Below are 17,784 nucleotides of genomic sequence, written 5' to 3'. Positions count from 1 at the left end.
CGACGACACATGGTTCGCGGGCAAGCCATGCCGACGCGCCACTTCGTTGACCGTCGCGCCCGGCAGCAGCGTCTCCGCGACCACCCGCGCCTTCACCTCATCCGGCCACTTCCGGTTCCGGCGGCCTCGGCCACCAACCGGGAGAACCTCCAATGTAGCCTCCATGGAGAAACTCCGTCCTTATCTTCACTGTGCTCCAATGAGCCAATCAGGACAAAGGCTGGAAGGTGGGCGCCAGGCGCCGCTTACGGTGCGACCGTAGTTTCATGGGATCGGGATTCTCATGGGGTTCGGGGCTTGGGTCGGCTTCTGCAATTGATCGCACCCCCCCTTAAAAGCGGATTGCGCCTGCGCCACGAAACGCAATCTCTGGTCCCTGACAAGATCAGACGAAGTCCCTTCCGAAATCGTTACCCAGCAGTGATCGACGCCATGATCCGCGGCCGTATCTCGCGCTTCAATTTCTCCAATATGGCTGCGGCAAAATCGTTGAAGCCACGGACCTCCATCGCGAAACTTCCCGTCCCGGTAATCACTTCCTCACGGTAATATTGACCGAGATCGGGTTCTTCGTTCGCAATGGCCAAGCCGTTGACGGTAACGCCCATGCTGTCTGCCCGCCCCGTTGCGGCTTTCAGTGTCAATCTTGTCGGCCCACGGCTGGAGCCAAATGCGCCACGGCCATCGCCAGAAACATCCACGACCCGCCGCCGGCCGCAGCTTTCATGTGCGTCCATCAGGTCGAGGGCACTCCCCAGACCATTTCCGATTTCCGTGTCTCCGTGAATTGCGCGAGTTGTCGTCAAAAACCACGTCGCGACGCCCAGTGCATCGGCGTCAGAGTCAATCCTCGTCCACGGCATGATATATGTGGATCGCAACGCCCCTGCCCAAAACACGACGGCAACGTCCACACTTCCGGCATCGGACAGTGCTCGCAGGATCGCCGGATTGCGAAACGCCTCGCCGTAACCGTCCATTTCCAAAGCAAATTCAGAAGCGCTGATACTGCTGGAGCTGTCGATTGCCAGAACCAGCGTCAGGTCAGGGCAGGTATTTTCGGTCGCATCGGCCTTGGTCATCGAGAGAAGGATTAAAGCAGGAACATACAGATGCCGGAACATTGAAATCCTCCTGAGACAGGGACAGTTTTCACGATTCCGCCGCGCAGCGCGGCAATGCTCTTTGTTCGTTTAGGTCTCAGACCGCGGAAAAACTGATTCCAAACTCTAAAATAGCAGAATGACGGCAAGAACGCGTGCCGTTTCCTGTTCGGAGGGCCCGCGACGAAGATACCGCATTAGCCTACTCCTCCCGCCCCTCCCCCAACCTGTTCCTCTCATACCTCTTCATTCCCGCAAACTCGGGCAGCCACCCTTCCCGCCCCACATTCCACAGCGCATAGAACTGCCTGAACCGGTCCACCTCACCCAGCGTCCTTCGTGAATGCAGCATGCGATATTCTGGATGCCCGCCTTATGCCATCTCCAGAAATCCGACAAAGCCACCGTACATGCTTGCTCCAGTCCCTAAGAAGATTGAGCTCTACCTTCCCCTCCGCGACCAGAAACTCCGGATCTCCCTTCGCTGTGGGATCGTCCATGAATATGCGCACGCACATTCCCTCCCTGAACGTCACAATATCTCCGTTTGAATTTGCGCGCTCGTTGGTTTGGGACAGGAGGACCAAGTCCGGCCCTACCATTTCATTGAAATCAACGTAAAACTCGGGCGGGTCGTTCATCTGCTTAACTCATTTTACCCCCTACTCCTCCCTCCCCTCCCCCAACCGATCCCGCTCATATCCTTTCACGCCCTCAAACACCGGCAACCACCGCTCGCGCCTCACAGTCCACAGTTCATAAGTCGGTTTGAACCGGTCCACCTCATCCAGCGCGCCCAAGTTCACCCCGATCTCGTCGCCGAACTGGCCATAGACCGGCGAGCCGCAGGTGGGGCAGAAGTAGCGGCCGTGATACTCCCGCACCTCGCCGGTCACCGTCACTGCCGTCTCGGGAAAGATCGCCGAGGCGTGGAACAGGGCGCCGTGGTTCTTGCGGCAGTCCAGACAATGGCAGATGCCGACGCGGTAGGGCTGCCCCTCCGCCACGAAGCGCACCCCGCCACAAAGGCATCCGCCCGTCACTTGCTCCATCGTCCCCTCCCTCACAGTTTGCGGAACCGCCCGCCATAGCCGAGGCCCTTGACGCCCGAGGGGAAGGCCCCCTCGTCCAGAAACCTTTGATGGCAGCGCGCCAGCGCCTTGGCATCCAAAGTCACCCCCAGACCCGGCCCCTCCGGCACCCGCACCATACCCTGTTTCGGCACCAAAGGCCCGCCCTCGATCACGTCATCGGCGTACCAGCGCAGCAGGGTCTGGCTCGCACCCCGCACCGCCTCCACCGCGGCGGAGACCTGAAGATAGGCGGCCGAGGCCACCCCCGTCTCGCCCGAATGAAAGCGGAAACCGACGCCAAACGCCTCGGCCGCCTTGATGAAGGCGACCGTGGCGGCGATCCCGCCCAGTTCGTTGAGGTTGGTGACAATCGCATCCGGGCTGCCCAGAGCCACCGCCTTGCGCAGGTCGATCCGGTGGCTGGAAAAGCTGATATCGGTCTGCAACCGCAGCGCCGCCATCTCTTCATAGCTTTCACAAGGCTCCTCGAACCAGCTGATCTCGAAGGGCGAAAAGGCGCGCAGGGCGAGGCGGGCCGTGGGCAAAGTATAACCACCATTGGCATCAATCCGGATCTCGCGCCCGCCTATCGCCGCCCGGATCTCGCGCAGCATCACGACCTCTTCCGCCATGCCGACGGTGGCGACCTTGCCTTCGAAAATCTCCGCCCCATGCGCCTCGATCATCGCGGCACAGTAGCGGGCGATCTCGACCGGGGTGGCCTCGCCCGCATCGATCCCCGGCAGGCGGTAGCTGAAATATTCGGTCAGGGCGATGTCATCCCGCACCGCCCCGCCAAGCAGAAGGCTCACCGGCACGCCCTCGGTCTTGCCGCGCGCATCCCACATCGCCATCTCGATGCCGCCAAAGACCCGCCGCGCCGCCGCGACATTGCCCCAGGGCGTATAGGCCATGCCCGGAACCACCAGCCCCTCGGCGGTGGAGATCGCGCGGATATCCAGCCCCACCAGCCTTTCCCCCGCCGCCATCACCTCGGCCGCGCGGTTGCCATCGGCGCATTCGCCAAGGCCCACGACGCCATCCGAGGTTTCAAGCTCGATCACCGTCTTGGTGACCTGCGCGGTCGAGCCATAGGAAAACCTATAGGGCGCCCGGAAGGGGATATTGACCGGCGTGGCCTTGATCGCGCGGATCTTCACGGCGCCACCATGAAAGCCTGCAGCTTCGCCCGCATCTCCTCGGGCCAGGGCTGCGCGCCGAAGACGCCCGCCACCTCCTGCGCCCAGACCAAGGTGGCGGTGGCGGTCAGCCGGTGCTGGCCCTCGCAAGCCGCCACGATCTCCACCGTCAGCGAGGAGGACCCAAGCCGCAGCACCTCCAACGTCACCTCCAGCACATCACCGAGGCGGGAGGGCGCGCGGAAGTCGGTCTCGATCCGTACCGTGGGCACGCCGGCCTTTTCGGCCATCATCGCGGCATAGGGGCGCCCCACCACCTCGCGGAAGAAGTTTTCGCAGATGTGGTTGGTCATCTCGAAATAGCGCGGGTAAAAGACGATGCCCGCCGGGTCGCAATGGTTGAATTCGATCGGGTAGAGACGGTGGTACAGCATCCGGGGACTCCTTTGCCGCGAGAAGAACGCCCGAAAGCGACCGACGCAAGGGGATTAAGGGCTTGAGGATGCGCACGGCGGGCGCTACCGATCAGGAAACTCCGGGGGTGATCATGTCGGCCGAAAGCTATTTTCTCTACCATTCGATCGGCCAATACCCCGGCAAGGAAGGCGACCTGGCGGCGGCCATGGCGGAATTCGCGGCCAGCTGGGGCGCTGCGGATGACGGGCAATGGGCCTATGCCCTGGGCAAGCGGCAGAATTTCATCGACCGCTGGCGCGCGATCATCAAGGCGCCGGAAGGCACCCTGACCACCTTTGAAAGCGTGACCCAGGCCTTTCACGCTCTGCTGACCGCCCTGCCGCCCGAACATCTGAAGGGCCGCAAGGTGCTGGTCGGCGCCGATTGCTTCCCCTCCAACCACTTCCTGCTGCAAGGCATGGCGGCGCGCTTCGGCTTCACGCTGAAGACGGTGCCCCTGCGCCAGGGCGCCGCCCATGTCGAGGATGCGGATTTCATCGCCGACTGGACCCCGGATGTGGGCCTCGCCCTGCTGACCTGGGTCTCTTCCACCACCTCGCACCGGATCAATCTGAACCAGATGGTGGCGCATGGCCGCCGGATGGGCAGCTTGGTCGGCGTGGACATCACCCAAGGCGCGGGCCTGCTGCCCTTCGACGTGATGGCGCCCGAGGTGGACTTCGCGGTCTCGACCTCGCTCAAATGGATGTGCGGCACGCCGGGGGCGGGAATCCTCTACCTCTCACCCCGCCTGATCCCGCAGTGCCAACCCGAATTGCGCGGCTGGTTCTCCCAGGACAATCCCTTCAACTGGGACATCACCAAATTCGCCTATGCAACCGACATCCGCCGCTTCGACAGCGGCACGCCGGGCACCATGGCGGCACTCGCCTCGTTGCCTGCCCTCGACTGGCATGCGAAGCAGGACCAGACCGCAATCCTCGCCCATAACCGCCAGATCACCGCCCGCCTGATTGCTGCGGCGGATGAGATGAAACTCCCCCTCCTCACCCCACGGGAGGAGGAGAAACGCGGCGGCTCGATCATGCTGCGCCTGCCCGACAGCCACCCTGCGGCAAAGATCGTGGAGGCTCTGCGCGCCCAAGGCATCACGACTGACGCCCGCAGTCAGACCCTGCGCCTTTCGCCGGGCATCATGACCACCGAAGCCGGCACCGACCGTCTGATCGCGGCCCTGAAAGCCCTGCTGCGCTAAGCCCTTGCTCTCTGGCCAAATACTCCCGCCGGAGGCTGGCCCGAGCCGGTTGGCCGCAGGCCAGAGGCGAGATGAAAGACTTGCGCCGCAGGCGCGCCTTTAGCTTACCGCTTCCACTTGCCCGGACCCTTGCGGACCCCCGCCGCCCGCTCGGCCGAGATCTGCATCGTGTCGCTGTTGGTCTGATCCTCGGCCAGCAGCTTCTGCCAGCGTTGCAGGCGCGCCGGGTCCAGATCGCCCGCGGCAATCGCGGCCTGAATGGCGCAGCCCGGTTCGCCCTCATGCTTGCAGTTGCGGAATTTGCAGGTCAGGGAGAGCTCGGTCAGGTCATCGAAGAAGAGGCCGATCCCGTCGAAAGCATCGGTCAGCTGCACCTCGCGCATGCCCGGCGTGTCGATCAGCCAGCCGCCGCCCGCCATCGCCACCAGATAGCGGCCCGTCGTCGTGTGGCGCCCCTTGGCGTCATCGTCGCGGATGTCCTGCACCGGGGCATTGCCGCCGGTCAGGGCATTGGCGATCGTGGTCTTGCCCACGCCGGACGATCCGAGCAGCGCCAGGGTCTTGCCCGGCCCGCACCACGCCGCCAAGGCCGCCCGCACGTCATCGCGCTTGGCATCCATCAGCACGACCTGCAGCCCACGCTTGAGCTTGCGCGCCTCGGCGGCGAAGCTTTCGGGGTCTACAGCGGTATCGGCCTTGGTCAGCACGACGACCGGATCGACCCCGGCACTGGCGGCCAGCACCAGAAACCGCTCCATCCGCGCCGCGTTGAAATCATTGTTGCAGGAGGAGACGATCAGCAGCGTGTCGAGATTGGCGGCGATCACCTGCCGCGCCACACCGCTGCCCGCCGCCTTGCGCGCGACCAGCGAATGGCGGTCCAGCACCCGCAGCGCCACGCCATCCCGCGTCAGAAGCCAGTCGCCCACTGCGACCGTGGCGGTCGACAGACTGGTGGCAGGGATCAGGTCCAGCGCGCCGGATGTGGTCAAAGCCTCGATCCGGGCGCGGTGCACGGCCGTCACCCGGGCCGGGGCTGTATCGGCCTCTTCGGCGGCCACCTGCGACTGGAAGCTGTCGTTCCATCCGAGTTCGGCCAGAAAATCAGAGGTCACGTATTTGGTCCTTGCTTCAGACAGGGCAAGGCAGCGCAAAGCGCCGCTGGTTCACCGCAATCATGACCGGGAAGGGCGCGACTAGCGCTCAGATCCGTTCCGCCCGGAGGGATGTCACATCTGCCATGAGATCGATCCTCGAACTGGTGCAAAACGGGTGAGAGGCTGACAACGACCCAAGTGGGGCTCGTTACGGCTGCTTCCTTCCGGACCTGACCGGGTTGGCGAGGCACCTGCCCGCGCCAACCTCTCACCGCGTGATATAGGGCAGAAGTCGGCCGGGTGCAAGATGCTCCCCGGCAGCGATCCTGGCTGGCGTCGCAGCCTCCGGCGGGGATATTTTGGGACCGATGAAGGGGGGTGCGGGGGGAGACTTTGACCGGCGCGGGATCAGAACAGGCCGGCGAGGCGGGCGCCGCTCAGAAGGTCGCCTGCGACGTGATGCGCCCAGCGCCGGGTGGAGGGGATGATGTCGGGCACCTGGACCACGACGCAGCCGGCGCGGTGGGCCGCCTCGGCCCCGGTCTCGCTGTCTTCAAAGACGAGGCAGCGGGCGGGGTCGACGCCCAGCATCCTTGCGGCAAGCAGATAGGGCTCGGGGTCGGGCTTGGGGCGGGTGACGTCATCGACGGTGATCACGGTCGGGAAAGACGGGGTCAGGCCCGCGATGGCGATCTTGCGCAGCGCCTCGCTCCGGCCCGAGGAGGTGACGACGGCGCGGTGCAGATGGGCAGGCGCGGCGGCGAGAAGTTCCAGCGTGCCGGATTTCAGCGGCAGGCCCTGTTCGACCCCGGCGTTGAAGCCGGCCCCCCAATGGCGGTGCAGGGCGGGCAGGTCGATGTCGGGCAGGTGATTGCGGATCAGCACCGCCGCTGTTGGCTGGTCCACCCCCACCAGACGGTGCATGAAGTCATCCTCGACCGGAAAGCCCACCGCGGCGAAAGCCGCCATCCCCGAGGCCAGTGCAAGGGTTTCGGTGTCAATCAGCGTGCCATCAAGGTCGAAAAGCAGGGCGTCGTACATCAGCGGTTCCTTTCGGGTCGTCAGAGCCATAACCGATCACGGATGCAGACGAAAGCCGCGGAATCCCCGGGCCGCCGCCGTCAGCGGTTTCGCCCGCAGCATTCGCCTGTGCTCCCAATGTCTTGCACCCGATGTCTCGCATGCTGGAGCGGGCAACGGGCGCATTGCGGACAGACGCGCCATCCCTGCGGGGCCAAACCTGCCAAGTGCACACGTCCTTTTGATGGGTCCGCGGAGTGCGTGCGCCCCAGGGTCGCGAAAACGACGCATCGCGCATTTGCCCTTTGCCCTTGCCCATGGCATCAAGAGCCAAAATCGGGGGCGTCATGCAGCTTGCGGAGACGGTGACTTTCGGCGGTTCAGGGCTGGACCGGGCGGCGCAGTTGCGCGGCGATGTGGCGGCCCAGACCGAGCTTTGGCGGCGCGGCAAGGTCTTGTCGCTGTGGCGCGGCCGCCCGCTGATCGAAGCGGGCCAGCGCATCGTCTGGCTGGCGCCCGACTCGCCCCTGGCCGGGCACCGCGCCACGGCGATCTTTCTCGGCCTGTCCGAGGGCGTGCCGGTCTTTGCGCAAGATGTCTCCGCCTGGGAACCGCAGGCCACGATTGACGGGACGGCGGATTCCTTCGACACGCAGGTCCAGCACCATCCCGAACTGCCCGCCGACCAGGGCTTTCACGAATTGCGCGCCATCATGGCCCAGCTTTCGCCGCGCGAGGCGGAACTGTGCGCCACTGCCCGCGCCCTGACCGAATGGCACCACAGCCACGGCTTCTGTGCCAATTGTGGCGCGAAATCCGACCTGACCGAGGGCGGCTGGCAACGCCAGTGCCCGTCCTGCGGCCGCTCGCATTTCCCGCGCACCGACCCGGTGGTCATCATGCTGATCACCCATGGCAACCGCCTGCTCTTGGGCCGCAGCCCGGCCTGGCCCGAGGGGATGTATTCGCTGCTCGCCGGCTTCATCGAACCCGGCGAGACCATCGAAGCCGCCGTCCGCCGCGAGGTCTTTGAGGAGGCGGGCATCAAGGTCGGCCAGGTCGATTACCTGGCCAGCCAGCCCTGGCCCTTCCCGGCCTCGCTGATGCTGGGCTGCCGGGGCGTGGCGCTCAGCGAAGAGATCACGCTGGACCCGGTCGAACTGCAGGATGCCCGCTGGGTCAGCCGGGAAGAGCTGCTGACCGCTTTTGCCGGAAGCCATCCGCTGATCAAGCCGGCGCGCAAGGGCTCGATCGCGCAGTTCATCATGTCGCATTGGCTGGCCGACACGCTGGACTGAGCCGCGCCGCCGGGGGGCCCGTCGGCGCCGCAGACTTCGGCACTCTGCCCACGGGTCCGGCACATCGGGCACGCCGCGCAATTCGTTCTGGATTTTCCGCAGCTTCCGTCTTGCGAAAGCCATGGTTTGCAGAGAAAGTCCCGGCCTAGGGCAGGCTGAGGGAGACGGCATGAAACTGGCGGCGAAATATGATGTCGATGCCCCGGTGGATTTTGTGTTCCGCGAGCTGATGGATTTCGACGCCTGGGAGCGCATGGCAATCCGGCGCGGCGCCGAGGTGGTCCGCACCGACACGCTGGCGCAACCCGGCGCCGGCATGGAATGGCTGGCGCAATTCCCCTACCGCGGCAAGCCGCGCAGCGCCCGCATCCGGCTGGAAACGGCGACGCCGCATGCGCTTCTGGTGCTGAAGCTGCGCTCGTCGCTGATCGAGGTCGACGTGGTGATCGAGCTTCTGGACCTTGCCGTGGCCCGCACCCGCATCACCGTCAAGTCCGAGGTCAAGCCCAAGACCATCGCGGCGCGGATCTACCTGCAGACCCTGCGGCTGGCCCGCAAGAAGGTCGATGCGACTTATGCCCAGCGCATCGCCCAACTGGCGGTCGAGATGGAAGGCCGCTACCGCCGCCCTGCCCCGCGCTAGGCTCAGTCGCGTTTGCGATCGGCGGGGTAGACGCCCAGAATCTGCAGATGCGTGGTGAAATAGGCCAGTTCCTCCAGCGCGCGGCGGACATGGGGGTCTTCGGGGTGGCCCTCGATATCGGCATAGAACTCGGTCGCGGTGAAGCTGCCGCCGATCATGTAGCTTTCCAGCTTGGTCATGTTGACGCCATTGGTCGCAAAGCCGCCCATCGCCTTGTAGAGCGCGGCCGGAATGTTGCGGACCCGGAAGATGAAAGAGGTGATCATGTGATCGGCGCGGCGGCTATGGTCGGGCTCGCGCGCCATCAGAAGAAAGCGGGTCGTGTTGTTGGCATTGTCTTCGATGTGACGGGCCAGAACCTCAAGCCCGTAGATCTGCGCCGCCAATTCGCTGGCCAGCGCGGCGCGGGTCTTGTCGCCGGCCTCGGCCACTTCGCGCGCGGCGCGGGCGTTGTCGGAACTGACCTTGCCCTTGATGTGGTGGTTGCGCAGGAAGGTCGCGCATTGCGGCAGGATCACCACATGGCCATGCGCCTCGGTCACGTCTTCAACCTTGGCGCCGGGCACGCCCAGCAGGTTGACATGAACCCGCACGAAGGCCTCGTCCACGATATGAAGGCCCGAGCGCGGCAGGAGCGAATGCACGTCCGCCACTCGGCCATAGGTCGAGTTCTCGACCGCCAGCATCCCCATGTCGACCTCGCCATTGCGAGTCATCTCCACGACATCCTCGAAGGTCGTGCAGGGCACCGGAATGCAGCCCGGGCGGGCCTGCTCGCAGGCCTGGTGCGAATAGGCGCCAAGCTCGCCCTGAAAGGCGATCCGCGGGGGCGTGCTTGGATGCGCGCTCGAATTCTGGGGCATTTTGGGCAACTCCGGCAAAAAACGCGCGCCATGCGGCACTTCGCGGCGCTAGTACACCTTGCACCCTGCGGGGGGAAGCGGGTAGATAACGCGCAAAGCCAAGGGCCAGCGGAAGGTGCTGCATGTTCGACACGATGACCACGACCAAGATTGTTGGCGGCGTTTGCGGAACGCTGCTGTTCTTCCTGTTCGGGAATTGGGCGGCTGAATCGCTCTATGGCTTCGGCGAAGAGCCGCATGGCGAAGAGCGCACCTACGCCTATGCCATCGCAGTCGAAGGCGCGGCCAATGCCGCAACGACCGAAGCGGCCGCCGACCCGGCCTATGCCGATGTCGCCAAGACCGCCGATGCCGCTGCGGGCGAAAAGACCTTCGGCAAGTGCAAATCCTGCCACTCGGTCGAGGGCAAGAACATGACCGGCCCGCATCTGAACGGCGTGGTTGGCCGCAACCATGCCTCTGTGCCGGATTTCAAATACTCGGACGCGATGGCCGCGAAATCGGCTGATGTCTGGACCCCGGAACTGATCTACGAATTCATCAAGAACCCCAAGGCCGCGATGCCCGGGACCAAGATGGGCTTTGCCGGCCTGCCCAGCCCGCAAGACCGCGCCAATGTGATCGCCTATCTTGAGACGATGAAATAATCCTTCCCTTCTCCTGCCAAAAGGCCGCTCCATCCGGGGCGGCCTTTTTCATTGCCCCCCCTCTTTCGTCACCTCACGCGGAGCCTCACGCATTCGCAACTTGTGAACCGGCGCTTTTCCGTTTTAGCTAAAGCCCGTAGCGGCCAGACAGGGCGCAGAGCAGGAGGATCGGGCATGGTCAAAAGATCAGCCGTCGCAGCAAAGGCGCTGGACCGCACCAAGGCAGACCGCACATTGCGGAACGCGGGGGCGGCGGGCCTGGCCATTCTGGCGCTGGCGGCCTTTGTCCATACTGCCCGGGCCGAGGATCAGAAGATCATCTCGAGCCACGGCATCTCGACCTTCGGCGATCTGAAATACGGGCCGAATTTCACGCCCGATTATGTCAACGTCAATGCGCCCAAGGGTGGCGAGATTTCGGAATGGGCCCCGGGTTCTTTCGATTCGATGAACCCCTATACGGTCAAGGGCAGCTCTGCCGCCGGGGCCTCGATGCTGTATGAAAGCATCCTGACCGGCACGGCAGACGAAATCGGTGCGTCCTATTGCCTGATGTGCACCACGATGGATTACCCCGAGGACCGCTCCTGGGTGACCTTCCATCTGCGCGACGACATCAAATTCTCGGACGGAACACCGCTGACCGCCGATGATGTCGTCTTCAGCTATGACATCTTCTCGACCAAGGGCCTGTCGGACTTCCGCACCATCTTCAACACCGAGATTGAAAAGGTCGAGGCGCTGGACCCCCATACCGTCAAGTTCACCTTCAAGACCGGCATCACCACCCGCGACCTGCCCGCCAGTGTCGGCGGCTTGCCGATCTTCTCCAAGGCCGATTACGAGGCGAACAAGCGCGATCTGGAAGAAAGCAGCCTGAAACCCTTCGTCGGATCGGCCCCCTATGTGCTGGACCGCTATGTCGCGGGCCAGACCGTGGTCTACAAGCGCAACCCGGATTACTGGGGTGAAAAGCTGCCGATCAACCTCGGCCAGAACAATTTCGACAAGATCCGGATCGAGTATTTCGCTGACCCCAACGCTGCGTTCGAGGGCTTCAAGGGCGGCGCCTATACCTTCCGGCAGGAAAACGCCTCGAAATCCTGGGCGCGGGACTACGAGTTCCCGCTGGTCAAGAGCGGTCAGATCATCAAGGAAGAATTGCCCAATGGCACCAAGGCGCCGGGCCAGGGCTTCCTCTTCAACCTGCGCCGGGAAAAGTTCCAGGACCCCCGCGTGCGTGAAGCCATCGGGCTGATGTTCAACTTCGAATGGTCGAACAAAACGCTGTTCTACGGGTTCTATACCCGCATCAACTCGATCTGGGAAAACTCCTACCTCGCCGCATCCGGCCCGCCCTCGCCCGAGGAGGTCGCCCTGTTGCAACCCCTCGTCGATGCCGGGTTGGAGCCTGCCTCGATCCTGACCGACCCGCCGATTGCGGCCCCGGTGTCGGGCGACACCCAGCTCGACCGCAAGAACCTGCGCAAGGCCTCGAAGCTGCTGGACGACGCGGGCTGGAAGGTCGGCGATGACGGGATGCGCCGCAATGACAAGGGCGAGGTGCTGAAGGTCGAATTCCTCAACGACAATCAGGCCTTTGACCGGGTGATCACGCCCTATGTCGAAAACCTGAAGGCGCTGGGCATCGACGCCTCGATGACCTCTCCCGACCCCGCGCAATATGACGAGCGGACCCGGCCGCCGAATTTCGACTTCGACATCATTACCGGACACGCCCCCGCCGGGATGGAGTTGGGCGACGACATGAAACAGACCTATTCCTCGGCCACCGCCGACAATTCCAGCTACAACATCATGGGCCTGAAATCCCCCGCCGTGGACAAGCTTCTGGAGGTGGTCACCGCCTCCAAAACCAAGGCGCAGATGATCGTCGATGCCAAGGCGCTGGACCGGGTGCTGCTGGCCGAAAGGTTCTGGGTTCCGCAATGGTACAAGGCAAGCTATTGGGTAGCCCACTACGACATGTACGGCCACCCGGACAAACTTCCGCCCTATGCTTTGGGCGAGACGAGTTTCTGGTGGTATGACGCGGACAAGGCGGCCAAGCTCAAGGCCGCGGGCGTCCTGCACTGAAAGGCGCGTGCCCCCGATGGGAGCCTATATCCTAAGACGCTTGCTGCTGGTGATCCCGACCCTTCTGGGGATCATGATCGTCAACTTCACCCTGACCCAATTCGTCCCCGGCGGCCCGATCGAACAGATCGCGGCCAAGGTGCAGGACGACCAGACCGCCACAGACAAGCTGGGCGGCAGCGGGGCCGATGCCGGGCAGTCGGGCGGCAAGAAGGTCGGCCAGTCTCAGGCGGGAGACAGCAGCTATATCGGCGCCCGCGGCCTGCCGCCGGAATTCGTGGCGCAGCTGGAGGTCGAGTTCGGCTTTTCCCGCATCGTCTGCGACCCCGGCTTCACCGGCACGCCCAGCCTGAAAGACCCCGCCTGCCACAAGGAGAAGATCCCCGGCTGGCAGCGTTTCTTCATCATGATGGGCAAATACCTGCGCTTCGACTTCGGCGACAGCTACTTCCGCTCGACCTCCGTCATCGGGCTGATCATCGAAAAATTGCCGGTGTCGATCACGCTGGGTCTGTGGAGCACGCTTCTGGCCTATCTGATCTCGATCCCGCTTGGCATCCGCAAGGCGGTGCGCGACGGGTCGAGCTTCGATGTCTGGACCTCTTCCGTCATCATCGGGGCCTATTCGATCCCGACGCTGCTGTTTGCGCTTCTTCTGCTGGAATTGTTTGCGGGCGGCAGTTTCCTGCGGATCTTCCCCTTGCGCGGCCTCCATTCCGACAACTGGGAAAGTCTCAGCCTCTGGGGCAAGACGGTGGATTACCTCTGGCACATCACGCTCCCGGTGACGGCGCAGCTTCTGTCCAGCTTCACCACCCTGACCCTGTTGACCAAAAACAGCTTCCTGGACGAGATCCGCAAGCAATATGTCATCACCGCCCGCGCCAAGGGCCTGTCGGAAACCCGTGTGCTTTATGGCCATGTCTTCCGCAACGCGATGCTGATCGTGATCTCGGGTTTTCCGGCGCTGCTGATCGGCGTCTTCTTCGGATCGTCCCTGTTCATCGAGCGGGTGTTTTCGCTGGATGGCCTTGGGCAACTCATGTTCAACGCCGCCGTGGCGCGGGATTACCCCATCGTCTTCGGCACGCTTTACGCCTTTGGCCTCGTCGGTCTGGTGATCGGCATCATCTCGGACCTGACCTATATGCTGATCGACCCCCGGATCGACTTTTCGAGGCGCGACTAGCATGGGCACAATTGAAAAGCCGCGCGCCTACCAGTCGCTCAACCGGCGGCGCTGGAACAATTTCCGCGCCAACAAACGGGCCTATTGGTCGCTGATCATCTTCGTGATCCTCTACGGCCTGTCGCTCGGGGCCGAGCTGCTGGCCAATGACCACCCGCTGCTGGTCAGCTACAAGGGCGAGATCCGCGCCCCCTTCCTGCACTTCTACTCCGAGGCCGATTTCGGCGGCGACTTCCGCACCGAGGCGAATTATCAGGACCCGACCGTGCAGTGCCTGATCCGCAGCGGCGGCGTCGACACCTGTTTCGACACGCCCGAGGATGTGCTGACCCAGATCGACGCCGGCACCTTCAAGGCGGAGGGGTTCGAGAAGGGCTGGATCCTCTGGCCGCTGATCCCCTACAGCTACAACACGATCAACAATGTCGGCGGCACCGCCCCGTCAAAACCCGATGCCAAGCACTGGCTCGGCACCGATGACACGGCGCGCGATGTGCTGGCGCGGGTGATCTACGGCTTCCGGCTCTCGGTCAGCTTCGGCCTGATCGTCTCGGCCCTCTCCTCCATCGTCGGCATCGCGGCGGGGGCGGTGCAGGGCTATTTCGGCGGCATGATCGACCTGATCTTCCAGCGCGTGATCGAGATCTGGTCGGCCATCCCGATGCTTTACGTCATCATCATCATCGGCGCGATGTTCAAGATGAGCTTCGTTCTTCTGCTGTTCCTGATGGTGGCCTTCGGCTGGATGGGCCTTGTGGGCCTCGTCAGGGCCGAGTTCCTGCGGGTGCGCAATTTCGAGTATGTCCGCGCCGCCAAGGCGCTTGGCGTCTCAGATGCGACGATCATGGTGCGTCACCTCTTGCCCAATGCCACCATCTCGACCACCACGATGATGCCCTTTGTCGTGACCGGCGCCATCGGCTCGTTGACCGGGCTCGACTACCTCGGCTTCGGCCTGCCGCCGTCCTACCCCTCCTTGGGAGAGATGGCCCGGCAGGCGCAGCAGAACCTCGATTCCTATCACCTGACCTTCACGGCCTTCTTCGCCTCGGCGCTGATGCTGTGTCTGTTGATCTTCATCTTCGAGGGCGTCCGCGATGCCTTCGACCCGCGAAAGACCTTCCGATGAGCCTTTTGCAGGTCCAGGACCTGAACATCCGCTTCCGGCAGGACGGCGCCCTGCTCCATGCGGTCAAGAACGTCTCGTTCAACTTGGAAAAGGGCGAGACGCTGGCGCTGGTCGGCGAAAGCGGCTCCGGCAAGTCGGTGACGGCGCTGTCGACCGTGGGGCTTCTGGGCGACAATGCCGAGGTCTCGGGTTCGGTCCTTTACAAGGGCGGCCAGATGATCGGCGCCTCGGATGCGGCGCTTCGCAAGGTGCGCGGCAACGACATCAGCTTCATCTTTCAGGAGCCGATGACCTCGCTCAACCCGCTCCATACGATCGAGGATCAGATCACCGAAAGCCTGTCCCTCCACCAGGGCCTGTCCGGCGCCCCGGCCCGCGCCCGCGTGCTGGAACTGCTGGAGAAAGTCGGCATCCGCGACGCCGCAACTCGGATGGCCTCCTACCCGCACCAGCTGTCAGGCGGCCAACGCCAGCGCGTGATGATCGCGATGGCGCTTGCCAATGGTCCTGACCTCCTGATCGCCGATGAACCTACCACCGCGCTGGATGTGACCATCCAGGCCCAGATCCTCGACCTTCTGGCCGATCTGAAACGGACCGAAGGCCTGAGCCTTCTCTTCATCACCCACGACCTCAACATCGTGCGCCGCATCGCCGACCGGGTCTGCGTCATGCAGGGCGGCGCGATCGTCGAACAGGGCGCGACGGCAGAGATTTTCGCCAACCCGCAGCATCCCTACACCCAGAAACTGCTCGCCGCCCATGCCACCGGCCAACCCGACCCGGTGCCGCAAGGCGCGGCCGAGGTGCTGCGGACGGAAGGCCTGCGCGTCTGGTTCCCGATCACCCAGGGCCTTTTGCGCCGCGTCGTGGGCCATGTGCAGGCGGTCAACGCGGCCAGCATCTCGGTCCGCGCGGGCGAGACCCTGGGCGTCGTCGGCGAAAGCGGCTCGGGCAAGACCACGCTTGCCCTGGCCATCCTGCGGCTGACGGCATCGAAGGGCAGCATCCTGCTGGACGGCAAGGAAATCTCCCACCTCTCCAACCACGCCATGCGGCCCCTCAGGCGCGACATGCAGGTGGTGTTTCAGGACCCCTTCGGCAGCCTTTCGCCCCGGATGACCGCCGAGGCGATCATCGCCGAGGGTCTGGGCGTGCATGGGCTGGAGCCGGGCCGCAACCGCCGCGACATGGTGGGCGAGATCATGGCCGAAGTCGGCCTCGACCCCGCCACGATGCACCGCTATCCGCATGAATTCTCCGGCGGGCAAAAGCAGCGCATCGCCATCGCCCGCGCGATGATCCTGCGGCCAAGGCTGGTGGTGCTGGACGAGCCGACCTCGGCCCTCGACATGACGGTGCAGGTGCAGATCGTGGACCTCCTGCGCGAGTTGCAGCGTCGCCACGGGCTGGCCTATGTCTTCATCTCCCACGACCTGCGCGTCGTGCGCGCCCTGTCGCACAAGGTCATGGTGATGCGGGCGGGCGATGTGGTCGAGGCGGGGCCTTCCGAAAGTCTCTTCGCAAACCCGCAGCAAGACTATACCAAGGCTCTGCTTGCAGCTGCCTTTGGTACGCCCTGATGAAGATCCTGTTCGTCCACCAGAATTTCCCCGGCCAGTTCCTTTACTTCGCGCCCGAACTGCGCAAGCGCGGCCACGACTGCCTCGCCCTGACCGACCTCGCCAATACCCGCGAAACCACGATCCCGGTGCTGAAATACAAGCACGAGGCGCAGCCCATCGACCCGCCCGCCGCCCGGCTGGGGCGCAACTACATCCAGATGAGCGACCGCGGCGTCACTGTCGCCCGCGCCTGCCTGCAACTGCGCCAGCAGCGCGGCTATGTGCCGGACGTGATCTTTGGCCATTCCGGCTGGGGCGAGACGCTGTTCCTCAAAGAGGTCTGGCCCGAGGCGAAGCTGCTGACCTATGCCGAGTTCTACTACAAGGGCCGCGGCGCCGATGTCGGGTTTGATACCGAATTCGGCGCGCCCAACTTCGATCAGGTGATGATCGCCCAAGGCCGCGCCAGCCATCTTGGCCAGGCGCTTCTGCATTCCGATGCAGGCCTTTCCCCCACCGAATGGCAGGCCTCGACCTACCCGCCCGCGCTGCGCCGGATGATCGAGGTGATCCATGACGGCGTGAACACCGATATCATGCGCCCCAACCCCGAGGCGCGCTTTGCCCTGCCTGATGGCCGCAGCCTCAAACCGGGGGACGAGGTGCTGACCTTCGTCAACCGCAACCTCGAACCCTACCGCGGCTACCACATCTTCATGCGTGCCCTGCCCGCCGTGTTGAAGGCCCGGCCCGAGGCGCAGGTCGTCATCGTCGGCGGGGATGAGGTCAGCTACGGCGCCGCCCCCAAGGATGCCAAGGGCTGGAAGGAAAAGATCCTGTCAGAGGTCCGCGACCAGCTTGACCTCTCCCGCGTGCATTTCATGGGCAAGGTGCCCTATGACCAGTTCGTGGCGCTGATGCAGGTCTCCCGCGCCCATGCTTACCTCACCTACCCTTTCGTCCTCTCCTGGTCGATGATCGAGGCGATGAGTGCCGGCGCCCATGTCATCGGCTCCGCCACCGCCCCGGTGCAGGAGGTGCTGGTGGACGGCGTCAACGGCTCGCTCGTCGGCTTCTTCGATGTCGCGGGGTGGAGCGCCAAGCTGACCGAGGCGCTGGCCCATCCTGACCAGTTCCTCCCCCTGCGCGCCGCCGCCCGCCAGACTGCGCTGGACCGCTACGACCAGCGCATCCTTTTGCCCAAGATGATCGACTTTGTAGAGCGTCACGGCCCCAAGGCCTGACCCTC

General features: G+C 64.1%; 18 protein-coding genes and 1 other RNA gene. 9 read left to right on the top strand and 10 right to left on the bottom strand.

What is annotated here, in order from left to right; all coding sequences use genetic code 11:
- The 6 genes from AC1DVR_RS18575 to AC1DVR_RS18550 all read right to left on the bottom strand — a co-directional run.
- The coding region (locus AC1DVR_RS18575) for a transposase (RefSeq protein WP_478002096.1) at positions 1–165 on the bottom strand (165 nt) is incomplete at its 3' end.
- Positions 166–410: 245 nt separating this feature from the next.
- Positions 411–1,124 (bottom strand): DUF1194 domain-containing protein, encoded by a 714-nt coding sequence (locus tag AC1DVR_RS18570; protein ID WP_478002092.1) that lies wholly within the window; start codon positions 1,122–1,124, stop codon positions 411–413.
- Between the two features lie 302 nt (positions 1,125–1,426).
- Complete coding sequence (locus tag AC1DVR_RS18565) at positions 1,427–1,744, bottom strand: hypothetical protein (protein ID WP_478002091.1); 318 nt, start codon at positions 1,742–1,744, stop codon at positions 1,427–1,429.
- Between the two features lie 21 nt (positions 1,745–1,765).
- Positions 1,766–2,155, bottom strand: coding sequence for a GFA family protein (locus AC1DVR_RS18560; protein ID WP_478002090.1), 390 nt, complete (start codon positions 2,153–2,155; stop codon positions 1,766–1,768).
- A gap of 11 nt (positions 2,156–2,166) precedes the next feature.
- A complete protein-coding gene (locus tag AC1DVR_RS18555; RefSeq protein WP_478002089.1) occupies positions 2,167–3,336 on the bottom strand; it encodes a mandelate racemase/muconate lactonizing enzyme family protein in 1,170 nt (389 codons plus the stop codon).
- Entirely contained in the window at positions 3,333–3,749 is a 417-nt protein-coding gene (locus AC1DVR_RS18550; protein ID WP_478002088.1) for an acyl-CoA thioesterase, read from the bottom strand. The genes AC1DVR_RS18555 and AC1DVR_RS18550 overlap by 4 nt, the downstream gene beginning before the upstream one ends.
- Before the next feature lie 68 nt (positions 3,750–3,817).
- Between AC1DVR_RS18550 and AC1DVR_RS18545 the strand changes: the two genes are divergently transcribed.
- Complete coding sequence (locus tag AC1DVR_RS18545) at positions 3,818–4,987, top strand: aminotransferase class V-fold PLP-dependent enzyme (RefSeq protein WP_478002087.1); 1,170 nt, start codon at positions 3,818–3,820, stop codon at positions 4,985–4,987.
- A 104-nt stretch (positions 4,988–5,091) separates the two neighbouring features.
- Here AC1DVR_RS18545 and rsgA read toward each other — a convergent pair whose 3' ends face one another.
- The 3 genes from rsgA to AC1DVR_RS18530 form a co-directional block, all read right to left on the bottom strand.
- Positions 5,092–6,102, bottom strand: a complete 1,011-nt coding sequence (rsgA, locus tag AC1DVR_RS18540) for a ribosome small subunit-dependent GTPase A (protein WP_478002086.1) — start codon at positions 6,100–6,102, stop codon at positions 5,092–5,094.
- 155 nt (positions 6,103–6,257) lie between these two features.
- An RNA gene (gene ffs / locus AC1DVR_RS18535) (signal recognition particle sRNA small type) lies at positions 6,258–6,355 on the bottom strand.
- Positions 6,356–6,492: 137 nt separating this feature from the next.
- Positions 6,493–7,125: an HAD family hydrolase gene (locus AC1DVR_RS18530; protein WP_478002085.1), complete on the bottom strand. Its 633-nt coding sequence runs from the start codon at positions 7,123–7,125 to the stop codon at positions 6,493–6,495.
- 326 nt (positions 7,126–7,451) lie between these two features.
- Between AC1DVR_RS18530 and nudC the strand changes: the two genes are divergently transcribed.
- Both nudC and AC1DVR_RS18520 read left to right on the top strand, forming a co-directional pair.
- Positions 7,452–8,402, top strand: coding sequence for an NAD(+) diphosphatase (nudC, locus tag AC1DVR_RS18525; protein ID WP_478002084.1), 951 nt, complete (start codon positions 7,452–7,454; stop codon positions 8,400–8,402).
- Between the two features lie 169 nt (positions 8,403–8,571).
- Entirely contained in the window at positions 8,572–9,045 is a 474-nt protein-coding gene (locus AC1DVR_RS18520; protein WP_478002083.1) for an SRPBCC family protein, read from the top strand.
- A 2-nt stretch (positions 9,046–9,047) separates the two neighbouring features.
- On the opposite strand, the gene AC1DVR_RS18515 is transcribed toward AC1DVR_RS18520, so the two are convergent.
- Complete coding sequence (locus AC1DVR_RS18515; protein ID WP_478002082.1) at positions 9,048–9,908, bottom strand: prephenate dehydratase; 861 nt, start codon at positions 9,906–9,908, stop codon at positions 9,048–9,050.
- 122 nt (positions 9,909–10,030) lie between these two features.
- Here AC1DVR_RS18515 and AC1DVR_RS18510 point away from each other — a divergent pair, with 122 nt between their 5' ends.
- The 6 genes from AC1DVR_RS18510 to AC1DVR_RS18485 all read left to right on the top strand — a co-directional run bounded on the left by AC1DVR_RS18510 (position 10,031) and on the right by AC1DVR_RS18485 (position 17,779).
- On the top strand, positions 10,031–10,555 hold the full coding sequence (locus tag AC1DVR_RS18510) for a c-type cytochrome (RefSeq protein WP_478002081.1): 525 nt from the start codon (positions 10,031–10,033) through the stop codon (positions 10,553–10,555).
- Positions 10,556–10,729: 174 nt separating this feature from the next.
- Positions 10,730–12,652 carry an extracellular solute-binding protein gene (locus AC1DVR_RS18505; protein WP_478002080.1) on the top strand — a complete coding sequence of 641 codons (1,923 nt, stop codon included), beginning with the start codon at positions 10,730–10,732 and terminating at the stop codon, positions 12,650–12,652.
- A gap of 16 nt (positions 12,653–12,668) precedes the next feature.
- Positions 12,669–13,841, top strand: coding sequence for a microcin C ABC transporter permease YejB (locus AC1DVR_RS18500; RefSeq protein WP_478002095.1), 1,173 nt, complete (start codon positions 12,669–12,671; stop codon positions 13,839–13,841).
- Between the two features lies 1 nt (position 13,842).
- Positions 13,843–14,970: an ABC transporter permease gene (locus tag AC1DVR_RS18495; protein WP_478002079.1), complete on the top strand. Its 1,128-nt coding sequence runs from the start codon at positions 13,843–13,845 to the stop codon at positions 14,968–14,970.
- A complete protein-coding gene (locus AC1DVR_RS18490; RefSeq protein WP_478002078.1) occupies positions 14,967–16,553 on the top strand; it encodes an ABC transporter ATP-binding protein in 1,587 nt (528 codons plus the stop codon). The genes AC1DVR_RS18495 and AC1DVR_RS18490 overlap by 4 nt, the downstream gene beginning before the upstream one ends.
- On the top strand, positions 16,553–17,779 hold the full coding sequence (locus AC1DVR_RS18485) for a glycosyltransferase (protein WP_478002077.1): 1,227 nt from the start codon (positions 16,553–16,555) through the stop codon (positions 17,777–17,779). The genes AC1DVR_RS18490 and AC1DVR_RS18485 overlap by 1 nt, the downstream gene beginning before the upstream one ends.
- The last annotated feature ends 5 nt before the right edge of the window (positions 17,780–17,784 follow it).

The organism is Rhodobacter sp. P2_H5 (assembly GCF_056403335.1).
This window is presented reverse-complemented; position numbering and strand designations above follow the sequence as displayed.